The sequence below is a fragment of the Burkholderia perseverans genome, assembly GCF_022870505.1.
Classification (GTDB): domain Bacteria; phylum Pseudomonadota; class Gammaproteobacteria; order Burkholderiales; family Burkholderiaceae; genus Burkholderia; species Burkholderia plantarii.
This window is the reverse complement of sequence record NZ_CP045094.1, coordinates 1634268-1652149: the sequence shown is the minus strand read 5'-3', so window position 1 is coordinate 1652149 and position 17882 is coordinate 1634268. Positions and strand designations below refer to the sequence as shown.

The window sequence follows — 17882 nt, the reverse complement described above, 5'->3', positions numbered from 1 at the left end:
CCGGCACACGTCGATCAGTTGGTCCGGTACGAGGCGCCGCCGTCTACGCTGTCGGCCGCCGTGATCCGTTCGTCGCTCGACAGGCGCAGCGACACCGTCATCGCCACCGTGCTCGCGTAGACGTTCATCGCCGTGCGGCCCATGTCGAAGAACGCGTCCACGCCGAGGATCAGCAGCACGGCCTCGGCGGGCAGCCCCACCGCGGCCAGCACGATCGTGATCGCGACGATCGCGCCCGACGGCACGTTCGCGGCGCCGTCGATGGTCAGGATCGTCAGCGCGAGGATCGTCAGCGCGAGCGGCCAGCTCCAGGCCACGTGATAGGCGTCGGCCAGGTAGCCGACCGCGAGCGCGGTATAGAGCACCGCGCCGTCGCGGTTGAAGATGTAGGACAGCGGCAGGATGGTCGAGGCGATCGCCGGCGGCACGCCCATTTCCGTCAGTTTCTTCAGATGCACCGGATAGGTGATTTCCGACGAACGCGTGGTGAAGGCGAGGATCAGCGGCTCGCTGACCTTGCGGATCACGGCGAGCGGCCGGTTGCCGGTGGCCACGATGATCAGCGTCAGCAGCACGGCCAGGATCGCCATGCCGAGATACGCGATGCCGAGCAGCTTGACGAGCGGCATCAGGCCGGCCACGCCGCGGCTGCTCATCAGCCCGGCCACCGCCGCGAAGATCGCCAGCGGCGAGAGCGCGACGATCCACTCGACCATCTTGAACAGGCCGGCCAGCAGCGAGGCGAACAGGTTGATGGCCGGGCGCCCCGCTTCGCCGGTGACGCCGAGCGCGGTGCCGAGCATTACGCCGAACACCAGCACTGGGATCGCGTTGCCCGAGGAAAGCGCGGCCACCAGGTTCTGCGGCACCATGTCGGTGATGAACTTGATCCAGTCGATGCTGGTGGCGAGGTGGTCGGGCAGCGCGCCCGAGCCCGTCGTCGAGGCGCCGAGGCCCGGACGGAACAGCCAGTAGAGCCCGAGCCCGAGCGCGCTCGAAATGACCGTCATGACGATGAAGAACAGGATCGCGATCACGGCCGTGCGCCCGAGGTGGCGGCGCTGCTCGACGGCGCGATAGCTGCCCACCACCACCGACAGCAGGATCAGCGGCATCACCACCATCTTGATGGCGTGGCCGAACAGCGTGGAGAGGAAGCCCACGTCGGCCGCGAAATGCGGGGCATAAACGCCAGTGAACGCGCCGAGAATCAGCGCGATGATCATGATCAGGGGTAGCGAGGTCCTGCTATTCTTTTGATTCATTTCTGGCCCGGATTAATTTGATTCTTGCAGGGGTTCCATCTACGATGTGATTCCACATGTGACCGCGGGCTTCCTCGGGTTGCCCGTCCCGGATCGCGGAATAAATCGCCAGGTGTTCCGTGGTGCCACGCCGGACCGTCTCGATGTCCTGACGCGGCAATTCATTCAATGCAAGCGTCTGTGCTCTCAGTAATTTATAAAAATTGTGCAGCCGTTCGTTTCTCGCGGCCAGAAACATTTCCTGATGAAAAACCCAGCCAATCCGCTGCTCGGCCATGATGTCGGTCTCGCCGCTCTCGATCAGCCGCTCCATCCGGTCCACCGAGGCCGCCATCGCGGGCGTCGGCCCGCGGCACGCCGCGAGGTAGGCTGCCGTGCTTTCCAGCGCGAGCCGGACCTCGAAGATCTGCTGGAGATCGTCGCGGGTCGGATCGTTCACATAGGTGCCGCGCTTGTCGAACACGGTGACGAGATTCTCGGCGGCCAGGCGTTGCAACGCGCTGCGCACCGGCATCTGCCCGATTCCGAGTTTGCTTGCCAACCCGCGATGTGAGATTTTCTGGCCTGGTTCCAGGCGTCCGTCGAGAATTCGTGTTCGAATTTCGTCATACGCGTGGTCGGCGTCTGAATTTGTTTTTTCTTCCATTCTGTGATCGCAGTATTGTCTTTTGCTAAACACGCAATCGGCCCGCGGACGAGGATACCCTTACCGCCAGCGCCGAGCAACCGTCAGATGTGACGGGCAACACTGATTTCAAAGACCGCACTCTATCGCCCAGATTCTCGATGATTAATCACGCTTCGCTGTTTGAAATTGTTATGGTCGGCGCCGACGACGTTTATCCGCTGCGCGCCCGGTTACTGCTCGATGGCGATGAAATTGCCTCGCGCCTGACCGGCGATCTGGAAGCGGACACGCTGCATCTCGGCATCCGGCGCGACGGGCGGCTGGTCGGGGTGGCCTCGGTGTGCCGCGAGGATCATCCCGCGTTCGCGCCTGCCGGCGGCTGGCGCCTGCGCGGCATGGCGATCGACGAGCCGCTGCGCGGGCTCGGATTCGGACGCGTGCTGGTGCGGCTCTGCGCGAACCATGCGCGCGAGCATGGCGGCAGGACGCTCTGGTGTACCGGCCGCGAGACGGCGGCCGGGTTCTACGAGGCGCTCGGCTTCGCGCGCGATCCCGAGGCGCTGACGCTGGCCTCGAAACCGGGCGTGCTGTTCTACCGGATGTGGATGGCGATCTGATTCGCGTGCCGCCGAGGCAAGGCGGCGGCGGGTCGATCGATGCGTAGACCGGATGCCGGCGCGCGGCGATGGCGGGTGAAGCGAAGCGACCGGCGCGGCAGCAACGTCTGTCGCGGCGTCGCCACACAGCCGCGAACCGGAAACGCGTGTCCGACGCACGGGATCCGTCTCGCGGGCCCGGCGATGCCCGTGAATGGAAACGGTCCCGCGAAAACCGGCGCCCCTGGCACCGGTTCCCGCACGCGGCAACCACTTCTGGAGCCGGCGGGCCACCAGCCCGATTCATCCCGTCCCGACTGCGGCCTGCCCTGGTTTCAGCGCGACTTCGACGGCGCGCCAGCCGAACCCCTCACACCGCGCCGCGCAGCCGCTCGACGGCGGCCGGCCGCACCGCGAACATCAGGATCAGCGCGCCGACGAACGCCGACGCGCCCGCCAGCACGAACGCGCTCTCATAGCCGCCGCCGTACTGCACCAGCCAGCCGGTCAGGCTCGGCGACAGGATCCCGGCCAGATTGGCCAGCAGATGGACGAAGCCACCCGCGGCGCCCACCCGGCGGCGCGGCACGATCTCCTGCAGCAGCGACCAGCAGGCCTGCGGGGCCATGAACGCGAACAGGCTCGCGATCGCGATCAGCGTGACGGCCGCGCCGAGCGAACTCACGCGCGAGGCCAGCAGCACGCAGGCGGCGGCCACGCCGAGCCCCACCACGATCACGATCTTGCGCGCGAACAGCACGTCGCCGGTGCGCCGGTAGATGCGGTCCGACACGCTGCCGCCCGCCGCGAAGCCCACCGTCGCGCCGAGCCACGGCAGGATCCCCACCACGCTCATCTGCTTGATGTTCAGGTGCTGGTAGTCGGTCAGGTAGCTCGGCAGCCAGGACAGGAAGAAGTACAGCACGTAGTTGAAGCTGAAGAACGCCAGCGCCACGCCGAGCACCGGCCGCGACAGCAGGTAGTGGACCAGGCCGCGCTCGCCGCCGCCCGCCGTGCCGGCCTCGGCCACCGCATCCACGGCGCGGTCGGCCACGATCTCGCGCGCCTCCTCGGCCGACACGCGCGGGTGCGTGGCCGGGTCGTCGCGGAACAGGGTCAGCCAGGCGGCCAGCCACAGGAAGCCGAGCGCGGCGATCACCACGAACGAGATGCGCCAGCCGAACTACAGCGCGACCAGCCCGACGATGGGTGCCGCGATCGCCGCGCCGAGCGGCTGCCCGGCGTTGGTCCAGCCCACCGCGCGGCCGGCCTCGCTGCGCGGGAACCAGTTCGAGATCGACTTGTTGGTGGTGGTGCCCATCGGCCCCTCGCCCACCCCGAACGCCACGCGCACGATCATCAGGTGCGCGAACGAGCCGGCCAGCGCGGTCGCGCCGCAGAACAGCGACCACACCGCCGCCGCCACGCCGAACACGCGGCGCGGGCCGAAGCGGTCGGCTGCCCAGCCGCCGACGAAACAGAACAGGCAGTAGCCGACGAAGAAGCTGCTGAACAGCACGCCCATCTGCGCGTCGTCGATGCCGAGGTCGTGCTTGATGATCGGCGCGACCACCGACAGCGCGGCGCGGTCGAGGTAGTTCAGCATGCCGGCGCCGAACAGCAGCGCGCCGATCCAGTAGCGATAGCGGATTGTCATCGTGTCTCCGGGTGGTCTTGATTGTCTTGGTTGTCGTGGTGCTGTTCGAGCGATTCGAGCGCGGCGGCGCGCTCAGTCGAGCGTGGCGCGGGCCAGCGTGTTCTCTGCCAGCAGCGCGAGATCGGGCGCGAAGCCGAGGCCCGGCGTGTCGGGCAGCGTGAAGCGCGCGCCGGGGCGCTGCGCCGCGTGCAGCCGCTCGGGCCAGTCGAGGTAGGGAATTTCCAGCGCGACGTCGTCGGGCAGCGTGGCCACCACGTGCGCCGTGGCCAGCAGCCCCGCGCCGTAGTAGAAGCAGTGCGGCACCACGCGCACGCCGTGCCGCGCGGCCAGCGCGATCACGGCGCGCATGCCGGTCGGCCCGCCGATCTTGGCGATGCTCGGCTGCGCGACGTCGAGCGCACCGCGCTCGAACAGCTCGCGAAAGCCCGCCACGCCCGAGGCGTTCTCGCCGGCCGCCACCGGCACGCCGAGCGCGCGCACGCGGGCCAGGCCGGCCACGTCGTCACACGGCCAGACCGGTTCCTCGATCCAGCCGAGGCCCAGTTCGCGCAACGCCGCGACGCGCGCGGCCGCCTCGTCCACGCCCCACGGGCAGTTCACGTCCACCATCAGGCGCCCGCCCTCGGGCAGCGCGGCGCGCGCGGCCGCGATCGCGGCGTGCTCGGTCTCGTGCAGCTTGATCGAGCGGAAGCCCTCGTTCCACGCGCGGCGCACGTGGCGCGCCACTTCGTCGGGTTCGTTCTCGTAGCTGACCAGGCTCGCGTAGACGTCGATCTCGCCGCGCTCGCCGCCGAGCCAGCGGTACAGCGGCAGCCCGGCGGCCTGCGCGGCCAGGTCGTGCAGCGCGGTGTCGATCGCCGACAGCGCGTAGAGCACCGGGCCGGTGCGGCCGAACGCATGCAGCGCCTGGTCGGCGCGCTCGCGCAGCGCGGCGATGCCGTCCAGCGTCGGCTCGAATTCGGCGCCGCGGAACCAGCGGCCCACCGGGCCTTCGAGCGCGGCGAACGTGACCGGGTTGATCAGATGGCCGAACGCCTCGCCCCAGCCGGTGCGGCCCGCGTCGTCGGTGAGCCGCACCAGCAGCGTCTCCATCCGGCGCAGCGAGCGGTCGGCGGCGTTATAGGTATCGGTGGCGGAATCGGATGCGGCGGCGGGGCGGCGCCCGGCGTCGAATGCGAGTGACAGGCGGATGACTTCGACGGCGGCGATTTTCACTGGCGACTCTCGTGACCGCCGGCCCCAAGGCGCGGCGCCCTCGCCCGCCGCGCCGTCGCAACGGCACGAGCGAGCCACGGACGCCCCGCCTCGGGGCCGGCTCGAATGAATTGTCCGTCATCGTATGACATAGCGAAACACAATGCAATCGACGGGATTGTTCAATCTTTCAGCTATCTGGCGACGCGGCATGCCGCGCCGCGCCGTCTTTATCATTAGACGTCGTACATCCTATCGATTCGCGACGATGTCGGCCGTTCAGCCGGGCGCGCGCAGGCCGCCCTCCTCGCCGGCCTCGCGCAGCACTACCGGCGTCATGCGCGGCATCAGCAAGTGCATGATCGCGAGCGCGACCAGATAGGCCAGCGCGCCGATCGCGAACAGCGCCCAGTATTGCCCGGTGCGCTGCAGCGTCTCGCCGATCACGCCCGAGAACAGGAACGAGCCGAGCATGCCCATGGTGCCGCCGATGCCGATCACGGTGCCCACCGCGCGGCGCGGGAACACGTCCGACACGAGCGTGACGAGGTTGGCCGACCAGCCCTGGTGCGCGGCGGCCGCGAGCCCGACCGCGAGCACGGAGAACCAGAGCGTGTGGAACTGCGAGAGCAGCGCGATCGGCGTGACGCAGAGCGCGCAGACCGCCATCGTCAGCTTGCGCGCGTAGTTCACGCGCCCGCTGCGCGCGATCAGCCGCGACGACGCCCAGCCGCCCAGCACGCTGCCGCCGCAGGCCATCGCGTAGATCGTGACGAGCGGCGGCCCCATGTGCTGCATGTCGATGCCGTTGGCCTCGTTGAGCCACTTCGGCAGCCAGAACAGGTAGAACCACCAGATCGGGTCGGTCAGCAGCTTGCCGACCATGAACGCCCACGCCTCGCGATGGCGCAGCACCGAGAGCCAGCCCACCTTGCGCTCGTCCGGCACGGCGCCCTCGTCGGCGTTGATGTAGGCGAGTTCGTCGGGCGCCACGCGCGGATGCTGCGCCGGCGTGCGGTACATCACCAGCCAGGCCGCGAACCAGACGAAGCCGACTGCGCCGCTGACCGCGAAGGCCGGCCGCCAGCCCCACAGCACCGCCATCGCCGGGATCACGGCCGGCGCCACCACGCCGCCCACCGTCGCGCCCATGTTCCAGATGCCGGTGGCGAGCGCGCGCTCGCGCTTCGGGAACCAGACCGCCGTGGTGCGCAGCGCCACCGGGAAGTTCGATGCCTCGGCGAAGCCCAGCAGCCCGCGCACCGCCGCGAAGCCGGGCACGCTCGCGGCCAGCGCGTGCAGCATCGCCGCCGCGCTCCACAGCGCCATCGCGCCGCCGTAGACGAGCTTGGTCGAGAGCCGGTCGGCCACGCGCCCGAACAGCAGCAGGCCGAGCGCGTAGGCGGCCGTGAAGATCATCACGGTCTGCGCGTACTGCACCTGGCTCCAGCCGATGTCGGCCTGCATCAGCGGCGCGAGCAGGCCGAGCGTCTGGCGGTCCATGTAGTTGATGGTGGTGGCGAAGAACATCATCGCGCAGATGGTCCAGCGGTAGCGGCTCGACAGCGCGCCGGGGCCGCCCGGGTTCGGTGGGTTCATGTCGTGTCTCCGTCGTTGTGATGATGTTTGTGGTTTGCTGCCTGGCGGCTTGCTAGGTGCGGCGCGCCGCGCGCCTTCCGCCACCGCCGGCGGGGCGAACCGCGTTCGCGACCCGCTCCGCCGGCTGCGAGACACGGTTACTCAGAAGCGCGGCTTGCGGTTGGTCCAGTCGGGCCGGTACTTGCGCATCTGGCCGACGTCGTCGCGCTGGCGGATGCCGCAGGTCCGGTACAGCTCGTGCAGCTTCATCAGCTGGTCGCGGTCGATCTCGAGGCCGAGCCCCGGCGCGTCGGTCAGCGCCACGCAGCCGCCCGTGATCGGCAGCTTGCCGCCCTTCACCACTTCCTCGTCGCTCTCCTGCCACGGATAGTGCGTATCGCACGCGTAGGACAGGTTCTCCACCGACGCGGCCACGTGCGTCATCGCCATCAGGCTGATGCCGAGGTGCGAGTTCGAATGCATCGACACGCCCAGGCCGAACGTGTCGCACATCCGCGCCAGCTGCTGCGTGTCGCGCAGGCCGCCCCAGTAGTGGTGGTCGGCCAGCACGATCTGCACGCTGTCGAGCGCCACGCTGCGGCGGAATTCGTCGAAGTCGGTCACCACCATGTTGGTGGCGAGCGGCATGCCGGTGCGGCGGTGCAGCTCGGCCATGCCTTCCAGGCCCGGCGTCGGATCCTCGTAGTACTGCAGGTCGTCGCCGAGCAGCTCGGCCATGCGCAGCGCGGTGTCGAGCGACCAGTTGCCGTTCGGGTCGATGCGCAGCGGCGCGTCCGGGAACGCGCGCTTCAGCGCCTTGATGCAGGCCACCTCGTGTTCGGGTTCGAGCGCGCCGGCCTTCAGCTTGATGCTCTCGAAGCCGTGCGCGTCGATCATGCGGCGCGCCTGCTCGACGATCTGCGCCTCGCTGATCGCCTCGCCCCAGGCGTCGGGCGCGTAGGGGCTGTCGACGTGCTGCGCGTACTTGAAGAACAGGTAGGCGCTGAACGGCACCTCGCGGCGCACCGCGCCGCCGAGCAGGTCGACCAGCGGCGCGTTCAGGTAGCGCGCCTGCGCGTCGAGGCAGGCCACCTCGAACGCCGAATAGGCGTTGCTGACCGCCTTGCTCGCATGCGAGCCCGGCGCCAGCTCGGCGCCCGGCGCGCTGGCCGGCGCACGGCGCGCCACCACGCCGCGCACGATCTCGCGCAGCCGGTTCAGCTTGAACGGATCGAGCCCGATCAACTCGCCCTTCACGGCGTCGAGCACGGCCAGCGCCGGCGCGTCGCCGTAGCTCTCGCCGAGGCCGATATGGCCGGTGTCGGTCTCGATCTCGATGATCGAGCGCAGCGCATAGGGCTCGTGGATGCCGGCCGCGTTCAGCAGCGGCGCGTCCTTGAACGCGATCGGGGTGACGGTGACACGGGTGATTTTCATGGGATTCCGGAACAAGTGGCGAAAAAGGCGGCGGGCGGTGCGGCGGGCCTCAGCCGGCCCGCGTATCGCGCGCGGGCCGCGCTCGCGTGAGCCAGACGGCCGCGACCGCGGCGAGCGAGGTGACCGACAGCCCGGTCAGCCCGCCGCGAATCGAACCGGTGTGCTGCTCGAGCAGTCCGAACACGGCCGGCGCGACGAAGCCGCCGAGGTTGCCGATCGAGTTGACCAGCGCGAGCACGCCGGCGGCGATGCGCGCGTCCAGGTGCTGCTGCGGGATCGGCCAGAACAGCGACGAGGCGGCCTTGAAGCCGACCGCCGCGAAGCAGATCGAGACGAACGCGAACACCGGACCGCCGAAGGTCGAGACGAACATGCCGGCCGCCGCGATCACGAGCGCGACCGAGGTCCACAGCTGCTGGTGGCGAAACCGCGAGGCCAGCGCGGCGAAGCCCGTCATCGCGACGATCGACACCAGCCACGGGATCGAATTGAACAGGCCCACCTGGACATCGCTGAACTGCCCCATCTTGCGGATGATGCTGGGCAGCCAGAAGGTGGCGCCGTAGATCGTCAGCGACACCGCGAAGTAGATGAAGCAGTAGAGCGCGATCTTCGGATCGGCCAGCAGCTTCCACGGCGACAGGTGCGCGGGCCGCTCGCGTTCGCGCTCGGCCTGCTCGGCCGCGATCGTCTCGGTGAGCGCGCGGCGCTCGTCGTCGGCGAGCCAGCGCGCGTCGGCGGGCCGCGAGTCGAGCCAGAACCAGACGGCGGCGCACAGCACGATCGAGGCCGCGCCCTCCACCACGAACATCCACTGCCAGCCGCGCAGCCCCGCGCCGCCCAGCTGCAGCAGCGCGCCCGAGACCGGCCCCGCCACGATCGAGGCCAGCGCCGAGCCGCTCAGGAACACCGCCATCGCGCGGCCGCGCGCGCCGGCCGGCAGCCATTGCGTGAAGTAATAGATGACGCCGGGAAAGAAGCCCGCCTCGGCCACGCCGAGCAGGAAGCGCAGCAGGTAGAACGAGGTCTCGCCGCGCACGAACGCCATCGCGGTGGCCGCGATGCCCCAGGTCAGCATGATCCGCGCGAGCCAGGCGCGGGCGCCGAAGCGCGCGAGCAGCAGGTTCGAGGGCACCTCGAAGATCGCGTAGCCGATGAAGAACAGCCCCGCGCCGAGCCCGTAGGCCGCCGTGCCGATGCCGATGTCGGCCGCCAGGTGCTCGCGCACGAAGCCGATGTTCACGCGGTCGAGGTAGTTGACGATGAACATGACGACGAACAGCGGCAGCACGCGCCGCTCGATTTTCGCGACGGCGCGGCCGAGCGGTGCGGCCGGCGCCGGCGGGTCCGACATGACGCGATGCTTCGCAGTTTCCACGGTGTCTCCTGGTTGCCCGGTCGGCGCTCGACGGCCGGCGCGGCAGCGCGGCGGCTCGATGGTGGCGAGGTCCGATGGCGAACTCGATTTGGCCGGATTAAAACACTAAAACATTAGTGCGTCAATGAAGCCGAACTGCGCTATCGTTGCGGCTGCCGCCGTGGCGGTGCATGCGCATGCCGGGTGCCGCCGGGCCTCGCCGCCGGGTGCCGCCGGGCCCCATCGCCCGTTCGGCCGTTGCGGGCGCATGCGGCGCCGCAGCTGCCCGAGCCCGACCCGTACTCCCCGTTTTCCGATTCGACCGATGACCCCGACGCTTGCCGAGCTGCCCGCCGCCACCGCCCTGTCCGACCTGATCGCCCCGTCGTTCGACCGCTCGCGCCATGCCGCACCGCAGGTGTTCGAGCATCTGCGCGAGCTGATCGTGGCGATGCGCCTCGCGCCCGGCACCGTGCTGCAGCGCGCGGAGCTGGCGGCGCTGTACGGCCTGAGCCAGACGCCGGTGCGCGACGCGCTGATCCGGCTCGGCGAGGAAGGGCTGGTCGACATCTTTCCGCAGCACGCCACCGTGGTCAGCCCGATCGACGTGCCGCTCGCGCGCCAGCAGCTGTTCCTGCGCCGCTCGGTCGAGCTCGAGATCGTGCATCGGCTCGCCAGCGACACGCCGGCCGGGCTGGTCGCGCGGCTGCACGACAGTATCGAGCTGCAGCGCATGCACGCGGCGCGCGAGAACTACGCCGAATTCGTGCGCACCGACCAGGCGTTCCACCAGCTGATGTACGACGCGGCCGACGTGGCCGGGCTGTGGGCGCTGGTGCGCCGCCAGAGCGGCCACCTGGACCGGCTGCGCAGCCTGCACGTGCCGATCCCGGGCAAGACCGGCCGCGTGCTCGAACAGCACGAGGCGATCGTCGCGGCGATCGCGGCCGGCGACGCGGCCGGCGCCCAGCAGGCGCTGCGCGCGCACCTGTCGGGCACGCTCTCGCAGGTCGAGGACATCCGCGCGCGCTACGCGGCGTTCCTGAAATACTGACGACCGGCATGCCCGCGCCCGGCGTCCGGCCTCGACAGGTGCCACGGCAAGCTGCCGGCGCCCTCCCGATCCGGCCGTCCCGGGCGCCGCCCGCCCCTCATTTTCCGTGGCATGCCCCGGCACGCCCTCTCATGCCTTGCACCGCACGGCGCCAGCGGCATCGGACCTGGCATGCTCCGGCAGGATCGGCATCCCGCCCGGGCCGGCCCCTCCCGCGCCGGCGCGGCCGCGAGCGCCGACCTGCCCGCCACGCCGATATCGATTGCTTTTGCACATCGGGGGTCCTATCCTCCTAACTCGAAAAAACGGACGAACGCCCCGCCGCCCGCGCGCCCCGCTCCACGGTGCGCCGGCCAAGGCTGCCGTCAGCTGTTCCGCCGCGGCCGCGGCGGCGGGACGCGCTGGACCACCGGCGGTGACTCACGAGCCGGGCCGCATGGCCCGCCGATCGAACCGCGACACCACGACCGGGCACGCTTACCGACTCTTTCCGGAGCATTCATGAATCAACCGAACCGCCTTGCGCTGGCCGAAATCCTTTCGCGCAACCGCGCCACCCTGCTCAACGACTGGCTGAACCAGCACCTGTCCACGGCGCAGCGGCGCGGGCTCACCACCGATGCCGAGATGTCGGACCAGTTCCGCGGCTTCCTCGGCATCTTCATCGACACGCTCAGCAGCGTGGACACCATCGACGCCGCGCGCTCCGAATGGGAGCCGGTGCGCGAGTTCCTCGCCGAGATCTCGAAGCACCGCGTGCGGCTCGGCTTCACGCCGGTCGAGACCGCCACCTTCGTGTTCTCGCTGAAGCAGCCGCTCTACACGCTGCTGCGCACCGAGTTCGGCAACGACGCGGCCGCGCTGGCCGACCTGAGCTGGTCCGTGAACCTGCTGCTCGACGCGCTCGGCCTCTACACCACCGAGGTCTACCAGCGCAGCCGCGAGGCCATCATCCTGCGCCAGCAGGAGGAACTGCTCGAACTGTCCACGCCGGTGGTGCAGCTGTGGGAAGGCATCCTCGCACTGCCGCTGATCGGCACGCTCGATTCGGCGCGCACCCAGATCGTGATGGAAAGCCTGCTGCAGAAGATCGTCGAGACCGGCGCCGGCATCGCCATCATCGACATCACCGGCGTGCCGACCGTCGACACGCTGGTCGCCCAGCATCTGCTCAAGACCGTCGCCGCGGCGCGCCTGATGGGCGCCGACTGCATCATCAGCGGGATTCGCCCGCAGATCGCGCAGACCATCGTCCACCTCGGCGTGGACCTCAGCAACGTCACGACCAAATCGACGCTCGCCGATGCCTTCGTCGTCGCGCTCAAGCGCAACGGCACGAGCATCGCCGGCGGCACGGCCCAGTGAGGCGCGCGACATGGACCGCATTCCGATATTGCAGCTCGGCGACGTCCTGATCGTCGCGATCCAGGCCGACATGCACGACCGGCTCGCGCTGTCGCTGCAGGAGGACCTGACCGAGCGCATCGTCAAGGTGTCGGCCAAGGGCGTGCTGCTCGACATCTCGGCGCTCGACGTGGTCGATTCGTTCATCGGCCGGATGATCAGCAACATCGCCGCGATGGCCACGGTGCTCGACGCCGACACGGTGGTGGTCGGCATGCAGCCGTCGGTGGCGATCACGCTGGTCGAACTCGGACTCACGCTGACCGGCGTGCGCACCGCGCTTGACGTCGACCGCGGCATGGCACTGCTGCGGCAGCGGCGGCGCCATTGATTTCACCCACCTATTCCGCCATGGACACCGCCGGCGTCACCGTCGTCTCGACCACCCGGGTCGGGCTGCGTTCGGACCAGGAAATCGTCAGGCTGCGCCAGCTCGTGCGCGACCATGCGATCGAGCTGGGCCTGTCGCTGGTCGACCAGACCAAGTTCGTCACGGCCGCCAGCGAGCTGGCCCGCAACACGCTGCTGCACGGCGGCGGCGGCGACGCGGAGCTCAGCGTGCTGGAACGCGGCGCGCGCAAGGGCCTGCGGGTCGCGTTCATCGACACCGGCCCGGGCATCGCCGATATCGACCGCGCGCTGCAGGACGGCTTCACCACCGCCGGGGGCCTTGGGCTCGGGCTCGGCGGCGCGCGGCGCCTGTCCGACGAGTTCCAGATCGAGACCGAGCGCGGCAAGGGCACCCGAATCACGATCGCAAAATGGAAAATTCGCTGAGCGGCCTGCGTGCCGCGCACGCCTCGTTCGAGATCAGTGATCCGAGCGGCGTCGCGTTCGCGCGGCGCGGCGCGAGCGACATCGCGCGCCGCGGCCTGTCGGGCGAGACCGACCTCGGCCGGGTCGCGCTGATCGTCACCGAAGCCGCCACCAACATCCTCAAGCACGCGAAGCACGGCGAACTGCTGGTGCGCGAGCTGCCGCAGCACGGGCCGCCATCGGCGACGCAGCCGAGCGGCGGCGTCGAGCTGATCGCGCTCGACAACGGCCCCGGCATCATCGACGTGCGCGCCGCGTTCGAGGACGGCTATTCGAACACCGGCACGCCCGGCACCGGGCTCGGCGCGATCCGCCGGCTCTCCGACGAGCTCGCCGTGTACTCGCAGCCGGGACTCGGCACCGTGGTGCGGGCCACGGTGCGCGCCCGCGGCGCCGGCGGCGGCGGCGCAACCGCGGCGGCGGTGCCGGGCCTCGACATCGGCGGCGTCTGCGTGCCCTACCCGGGCGAAACCGTCAGCGGCGACGGCTGGGGCATCGAGGTGGACGGCGCCGGCCTCGTCGTGACGGTGGCGGACGGCCTCGGCCACGGTCCCGACGCGCATGTCGCCGCGACCTGCGCGATCGACATCGCGCACCGCAACCCCGGTCTCGAGCCGGGCCGGCTGATGCACGCGATGCACGACGCGCTGCGCGCCACGCGCGGCGCGGCGGTGGCGATCACGCGGCTCGATGCGGCCCGTACCGGGCTGTCGTTCGCCGGAGTGGGCAACATCGCCGCGTCGCTGTGGGGCGGCGGCCGGCCGCTGGCGATGCCGCGGCCGGTCGGGCGCCCGGTTCCCGACGACGCCGGCTCGCGCGGCGAGCGCGAAAGCTGGCAGCTTGCCTCGCGCAACGGTATCGTGGGGCATGCGATGCGCGACGCGCAGGAGATCGCGGCGCGCTGGCAGGACGGCGCGATGCTGATCCTGCACTCCGACGGCATCGGCACGCGCTGGGACCTGGCCGCCTACCCGGGGCTGCGGCTGCAGCCGGCGGCGGTGATCGCGGCCGTGCTGTATCGCGACTTCTCGCGCCGCCGCGACGACGCGACAGTGGTGGTGATCAAGACGGCGCAATCACGCTGACGAATCGGCGGGCTGACGACGCAGGCTGAAATACCCGGCTGACGAACCAGGCCGACATCGAGACTCACGAACAGGTCCACCCGAGCATGGCCATCCAGATACAGCTCATTTCGCTCGATTCCGAGGAACAGGTGGCGGCCGCACGCCGCCAGGCGCGCGTGATCGCCGCCGGCCTCGGTTTCGCCCCGCTCGATCAGACCCGCATCGCCAGCGCGGTGTCGGAGATTGCCCGCAATGCGCTCGACCACGCCGGCGGCGGCACGGTGTCGTTCGGGTTCGACGCCCAGGCGCGGCCGCAGGCGCTCACGATCGTGGTGCGCGACGACGGCCCCGGGATCCGCAACCTGCAGGCCGTGCTCGACGGCAGCCACCGCTCCGGGCCTGGCGTGGCCGGCAACGGCATCGCCGGCTGCCGCCGCCTGATGGACCGCTGCACGATCGAATCGGCGGCCGGACGCGGCACCGCCGTGGCCATGCTGCGCGCGCTGCCGGCCGACCGGCCGCCCATCGCGGCGGCGGCCGTGCACGCGCTGGTCGAGGCGCTGCGCGGCGAGCCGTCCGCCTCGCTCGCTTCAGCCGCCGCGCCCGGTTCGTCCGGTCTGCAGGCCGTGCCCGCGGCGCCGCGCCCGCTCGCCTACGAGTCGCGCAGCCCGTTCGCCGAGCTGCAGCAACAGAACCACGAGCTGCTGGCCGCGCTGACCGAGCTGCAGGCGCGCCAGGAGGACCTGTCGCGCCTGACGAGCGAGCTCGAGGCCACCAACCGCGGCGTAGTCGCGCTCTACGCCGAGCTCGACGAGCGCGCCGAGGAGCTGCGCCGCGTCGATTCGCTCAAGACCCGCTTCCTGTCCGACATGAGCCACGAACTGCGCACCCCGCTCAGTTCGATCCGCGCGCTGTCGAACCTGCTGCTGAACCGGCTCGACGGCGAACTGACCACCGAGCAGGAACGGCAAGTGCTGCTGATCCGCAAGTCGGCCGAGGATCTGACCGACATCGTCAACGACCTGCTCGACCTGGCGAAGATCGAGGCCGGCCGCACCGACGTGCTGCCGGTGCAGTTCGAACCGCACAACCTGGTGGCCGCGGTGCGCGCCACGCTCGCGCCGCTGTTGAGCAGCCCGGCCGTGCAGTTGATCTTCGACGACATGCAGGGCTTGCCGTCGATGCTGACGGACGAGGCCAAGGTCACGCAGATTTTGCGCAACTTTGTATCGAACGCGCTCAAATTTACAGAGCGCGGCGAGATTCGCGTCAGCGCGCGCTTGCAGCCCGACGACGAACACATCACGTTTTTCGTCACGGACACGGGCATCGGCATCGCGCAGGAGGATCAGGAATTGATATTCGAGGCATTTGGTCAGGTGCGCAGCCATCTGCAGCAGCGCGTCAAGGGCACCGGCCTCGGCCTGCCGCTGTGCCGCAACCTCGCCGCGCTGCTGGGCGGCGAGGTCGGCGTGGAAAGCCGGCTCGGCGAAGGCTCGACGTTCTACGCCACGCTGCCGCTGCGCTTCGACGCCCAAGCCCCGGCGGCCCCTGACGGTGCGGCTGCGGTGGCCCGCGCGCGCGCGGCCGGCGGCCTCGACGCCCCGATTTCGCGCGGAGGCGATGCATGGCCGCGCTGAGCCCGCTGATCCTCAACGTCGACGACAACGAGGGCGCCCGCTACGCCAAGACGCGCGTGCTGGTCCACGCCGGTTACGAGGTGATCGAGGCCGGCACCGGCCAGGACGCGCTCGAGCTGGTGGACGCGCGCCGCCCGGCGCTGGTGCTGCTCGACGTGCGGCTGCCCGACATCAGCGGAATCGACGTCTGCTCGCAGATCAAGCGCGACGCGCGCACGCGCTCGACGCTGGTGCTGCAGACCTCGGCCGCGGCCGTGCAGTCGCTCGACAAGGTGCGCGCGCTCGACGGCGGCGCCGACAGCTACCTGACCGAGCCGATCGCGCCGGCCGAACTGGTCGCGAACGTGCGTGCGCTGCTGCGCCTGCACCGCGCCGAGGAAGCGCTGCGCGATGCCGACCGCCGCAAGGACCAGTTCCTCGCCACGCTCGCGCACGAGCTGCGCAACCCGCTCGCGCCGATCCGCAACGCGATCGAGCTGATGGACCCCAAGTACCACGCGGCCGAGGCGCTGGTCCACGACGCGCGCATGATCGCGCGCCGCCAGGTGGACCACCTGAGCCGGCTGGTGGACGACCTGCTCGACGTATCGCGCATCACCCACGGCAAGATCGCGCTGCGCATGGAACCGGTGGACATCGAGGCGGCCGTGGCCGCCGCGGTGGAAACCAGCCAGCCGGCCGTGGAGCGCAAGCACCACATGCTGCGCGTGACCATGCCGCCGCTGCCGTGCGTGGTGCGCGGCGACGTGATCCGGATCTCGCAGGTGATCGCCAACCTGCTGTCGAACGCGGCCAAGTACACGCCCGACGGCGGGCGCATCGAGCTCGGCGTGGCCGTCGCGCCCGGCGCCGTCGAGATCAGCGTGGCCGACAACGGCATCGGCATCGCGCCGGCCGAACTCGACGACGTGTTCAACCTGTTCATGCAGTCGGCCGACTCGGTCAAGCGCTCCGAGGGCGGGCTCGGCATCGGCCTGTCGCTCGCGCGCACGCTCACCGAGCTGCACGGCGGCACCATCGGCGTCAGTTCGGACGGCATTGGCCACGGCTCGCGGTTCGTGGTGCGGCTGCCGCTCGCCGTACCCGACGAAGCCGACGCCGGCCCCGACGCCGCCGACGCGGCGCCGCGCCCGCAGCGCCGCGTGATGGTGGTGGACGACAGCGTGGACGGCGCCGAATCGATGTCGGTGCTGCTGCGCATCCTCGGTCACGAAGTGCGCACGCTCTACGACGGCAAGTCGGCAATCGCGGCCGCGCCGATGTTCCGGCCCGAGGTGGTGATGCTCGACATCGGCCTGCCCGGCATGGACGGCTATGAGATCGCGCGCGCGCTGCGCGGCCTGCCCGCCACGGCCGGCGCGCTGCTGATCGCGCTGACCGGCTACGGCCAGGAAAGCGACCGCCAGCGCACGCGCGCGGCCGGCTTCGATCACCATCTGGTGAAGCCGGCGACGCTCGAGGATATCGAGCGCGCGATCGCCACCGCCGGCACCGACGCGGTGGCGCGGCACTAGGCGGCACCGGCGGTACTAGGCGGCACTAGGCGGCACTAGGCGGCACCGGGCGGGGCCACGCGGCGCCGGGCGACGTCAGGCGGCGCCGGTTGGCCGCACTTCGGCATCGGGCGAGCCGGCCGACCGAACCGGGTCGAAGCGAGCCGCTCGCTGCCTCGGCCATCGGGCCGAACCGGGCCGCTGAACCGGATTGAACCACCCTGTCGGCCCGAGCGGACGAGAGGTCCGCTCGGCCGGACCGAATCGGCCCGCCGGCCCGCGCCAACCGCGCACCGCGATCGCCGCGATCGCCCGCCGGTCGACGCCCCGCCAGTCCGCCCCGCCTTTACGATCTTTCACTTCTCTTTCGCCGCGTCGCCCGATTCTCCGCGCCCGGCGCGGCTTCGCCGGGCCGGGCACACGCGTTGCTGATCCTGTCGCGAGCCTCGGGATCGCGATCCCGGGTCCCGTTCACGACCAGGAGCTTCGCCATGTCCGGCAGCATGGATCAAACCACGATGCGTGATCCGCTCACGCAGTACCCGCGCCCCGACTTCGAGAAGCAGCCGCAGCCCGCGCCGGGCCTCGCCCGCGACATGCACCCGAAGCCCGACCATGGCGAAACCAGCTATCGCGGCATGGGCCGCCTGACCGGCCGCCGCGCGCTGATCACCGGCGCCGACAGCGGCATCGGCC

The 17882-nt window shown here is 70.5% G+C and carries 14 protein-coding genes and 2 pseudogenes; 9 read left to right on the top strand and 7 right to left on the bottom strand.

Features of this window, described 5'->3' with window-relative positions:
- Nucleotides 1–14: 14 nt before the first annotated feature.
- Both BpN12_RS21935 and BpN12_RS21930 read right to left on the bottom strand, forming a co-directional pair.
- Complete coding sequence (locus tag BpN12_RS21935; protein WP_246797555.1) at nucleotides 15–1265, bottom strand: dicarboxylate/amino acid:cation symporter; 1251 nt, start codon at nucleotides 1263–1265, stop codon at nucleotides 15–17.
- Nucleotides 1249–1911, bottom strand: coding sequence for a GntR family transcriptional regulator (locus BpN12_RS21930; RefSeq protein ID WP_055138432.1), 663 nt, complete (start codon nucleotides 1909–1911; stop codon nucleotides 1249–1251). The genes BpN12_RS21935 and BpN12_RS21930 overlap by 17 nt, the downstream gene beginning before the upstream one ends.
- 140 nt (nucleotides 1912–2051) lie before the next feature.
- Between BpN12_RS21930 and BpN12_RS21925 the strand changes: the two genes are divergently transcribed.
- Nucleotides 2052–2510, top strand: a complete 459-nt coding sequence (locus BpN12_RS21925; protein ID WP_246797554.1) for a GNAT family N-acetyltransferase — start codon at nucleotides 2052–2054, stop codon at nucleotides 2508–2510.
- A 349-nt stretch (nucleotides 2511–2859) separates the two neighbouring features.
- Here the strand turns inward: BpN12_RS21925 and BpN12_RS21920 are convergent.
- From BpN12_RS21920 to BpN12_RS21900, 5 genes and pseudogenes are all read right to left on the bottom strand, one after another.
- Nucleotides 2860–4146 (bottom strand): annotated as a pseudogene (locus BpN12_RS21920) (MFS transporter).
- 72 nt (nucleotides 4147–4218) lie between these two features.
- Nucleotides 4219–5361, bottom strand: a complete 1143-nt coding sequence (locus tag BpN12_RS21915) for a mandelate racemase/muconate lactonizing enzyme family protein (protein ID WP_246797553.1) — start codon at nucleotides 5359–5361, stop codon at nucleotides 4219–4221.
- 258 nt (nucleotides 5362–5619) lie between these two features.
- Nucleotides 5620–6939 (bottom strand): MFS transporter, encoded by a 1320-nt coding sequence (locus BpN12_RS21910; RefSeq protein ID WP_246797551.1) that lies wholly within the window; start codon nucleotides 6937–6939, stop codon nucleotides 5620–5622.
- Nucleotides 6940–7080: 141 nt separating this feature from the next.
- Nucleotides 7081–8355, bottom strand: a complete 1275-nt coding sequence (locus BpN12_RS21905; RefSeq protein ID WP_246797550.1) for a glucarate dehydratase family protein — start codon at nucleotides 8353–8355, stop codon at nucleotides 7081–7083.
- A gap of 49 nt (nucleotides 8356–8404) precedes the next feature.
- The gene (locus BpN12_RS21900) at nucleotides 8405–9709 is read right to left on the bottom strand and encodes an MFS transporter (protein WP_246797951.1); all 1305 of its coding nucleotides are present in this window, start codon (nucleotides 9707–9709) and stop codon (nucleotides 8405–8407) included.
- Nucleotides 9710–10037: 328 nt separating this feature from the next.
- Between BpN12_RS21900 and BpN12_RS21895 the strand changes: the two genes are divergently transcribed.
- The 8 genes and pseudogenes from BpN12_RS21895 to BpN12_RS21860 form a co-directional block, all read left to right on the top strand.
- Complete coding sequence (locus tag BpN12_RS21895) at nucleotides 10038–10766, top strand: GntR family transcriptional regulator (RefSeq protein ID WP_246797548.1); 729 nt, start codon at nucleotides 10038–10040, stop codon at nucleotides 10764–10766.
- Nucleotides 10767–11267: 501 nt separating this feature from the next.
- On the top strand, nucleotides 11268–12131 hold the full coding sequence (locus BpN12_RS21890) for an STAS domain-containing protein (RefSeq protein WP_246797546.1): 864 nt from the start codon (nucleotides 11268–11270) through the stop codon (nucleotides 12129–12131).
- A 10-nt stretch (nucleotides 12132–12141) separates the two neighbouring features.
- Entirely contained in the window at nucleotides 12142–12501 is a 360-nt protein-coding gene (locus BpN12_RS21885) for an STAS domain-containing protein (protein ID WP_246797545.1), read from the top strand.
- A gap of 20 nt (nucleotides 12502–12521) precedes the next feature.
- A complete protein-coding gene (locus BpN12_RS21880; RefSeq protein WP_042624570.1) occupies nucleotides 12522–12947 on the top strand; it encodes an ATP-binding protein in 426 nt (141 codons plus the stop codon).
- On the top strand, nucleotides 12932–14071 hold the full coding sequence (locus tag BpN12_RS21875) for an ATP-binding SpoIIE family protein phosphatase (protein WP_246797544.1): 1140 nt from the start codon (nucleotides 12932–12934) through the stop codon (nucleotides 14069–14071). Before BpN12_RS21880 ends, BpN12_RS21875 begins: the two co-directional genes overlap by 16 nt.
- An 86-nt stretch (nucleotides 14072–14157) precedes the next feature.
- Nucleotides 14158–15693 (top strand): ATP-binding protein, encoded by a 1536-nt coding sequence (locus BpN12_RS21870; protein ID WP_246797543.1) that lies wholly within the window; start codon nucleotides 14158–14160, stop codon nucleotides 15691–15693.
- Nucleotides 15681–17207 (top strand): ATP-binding response regulator, encoded by a 1527-nt coding sequence (locus BpN12_RS21865; protein ID WP_246797542.1) that lies wholly within the window; start codon nucleotides 15681–15683, stop codon nucleotides 17205–17207. The genes BpN12_RS21870 and BpN12_RS21865 overlap by 13 nt, the downstream gene beginning before the upstream one ends.
- 470 nt (nucleotides 17208–17677) lie before the next feature.
- A pseudogene (locus BpN12_RS21860) lies at nucleotides 17678–17882 on the top strand (NAD(P)-dependent dehydrogenase); the annotation flags it as partial.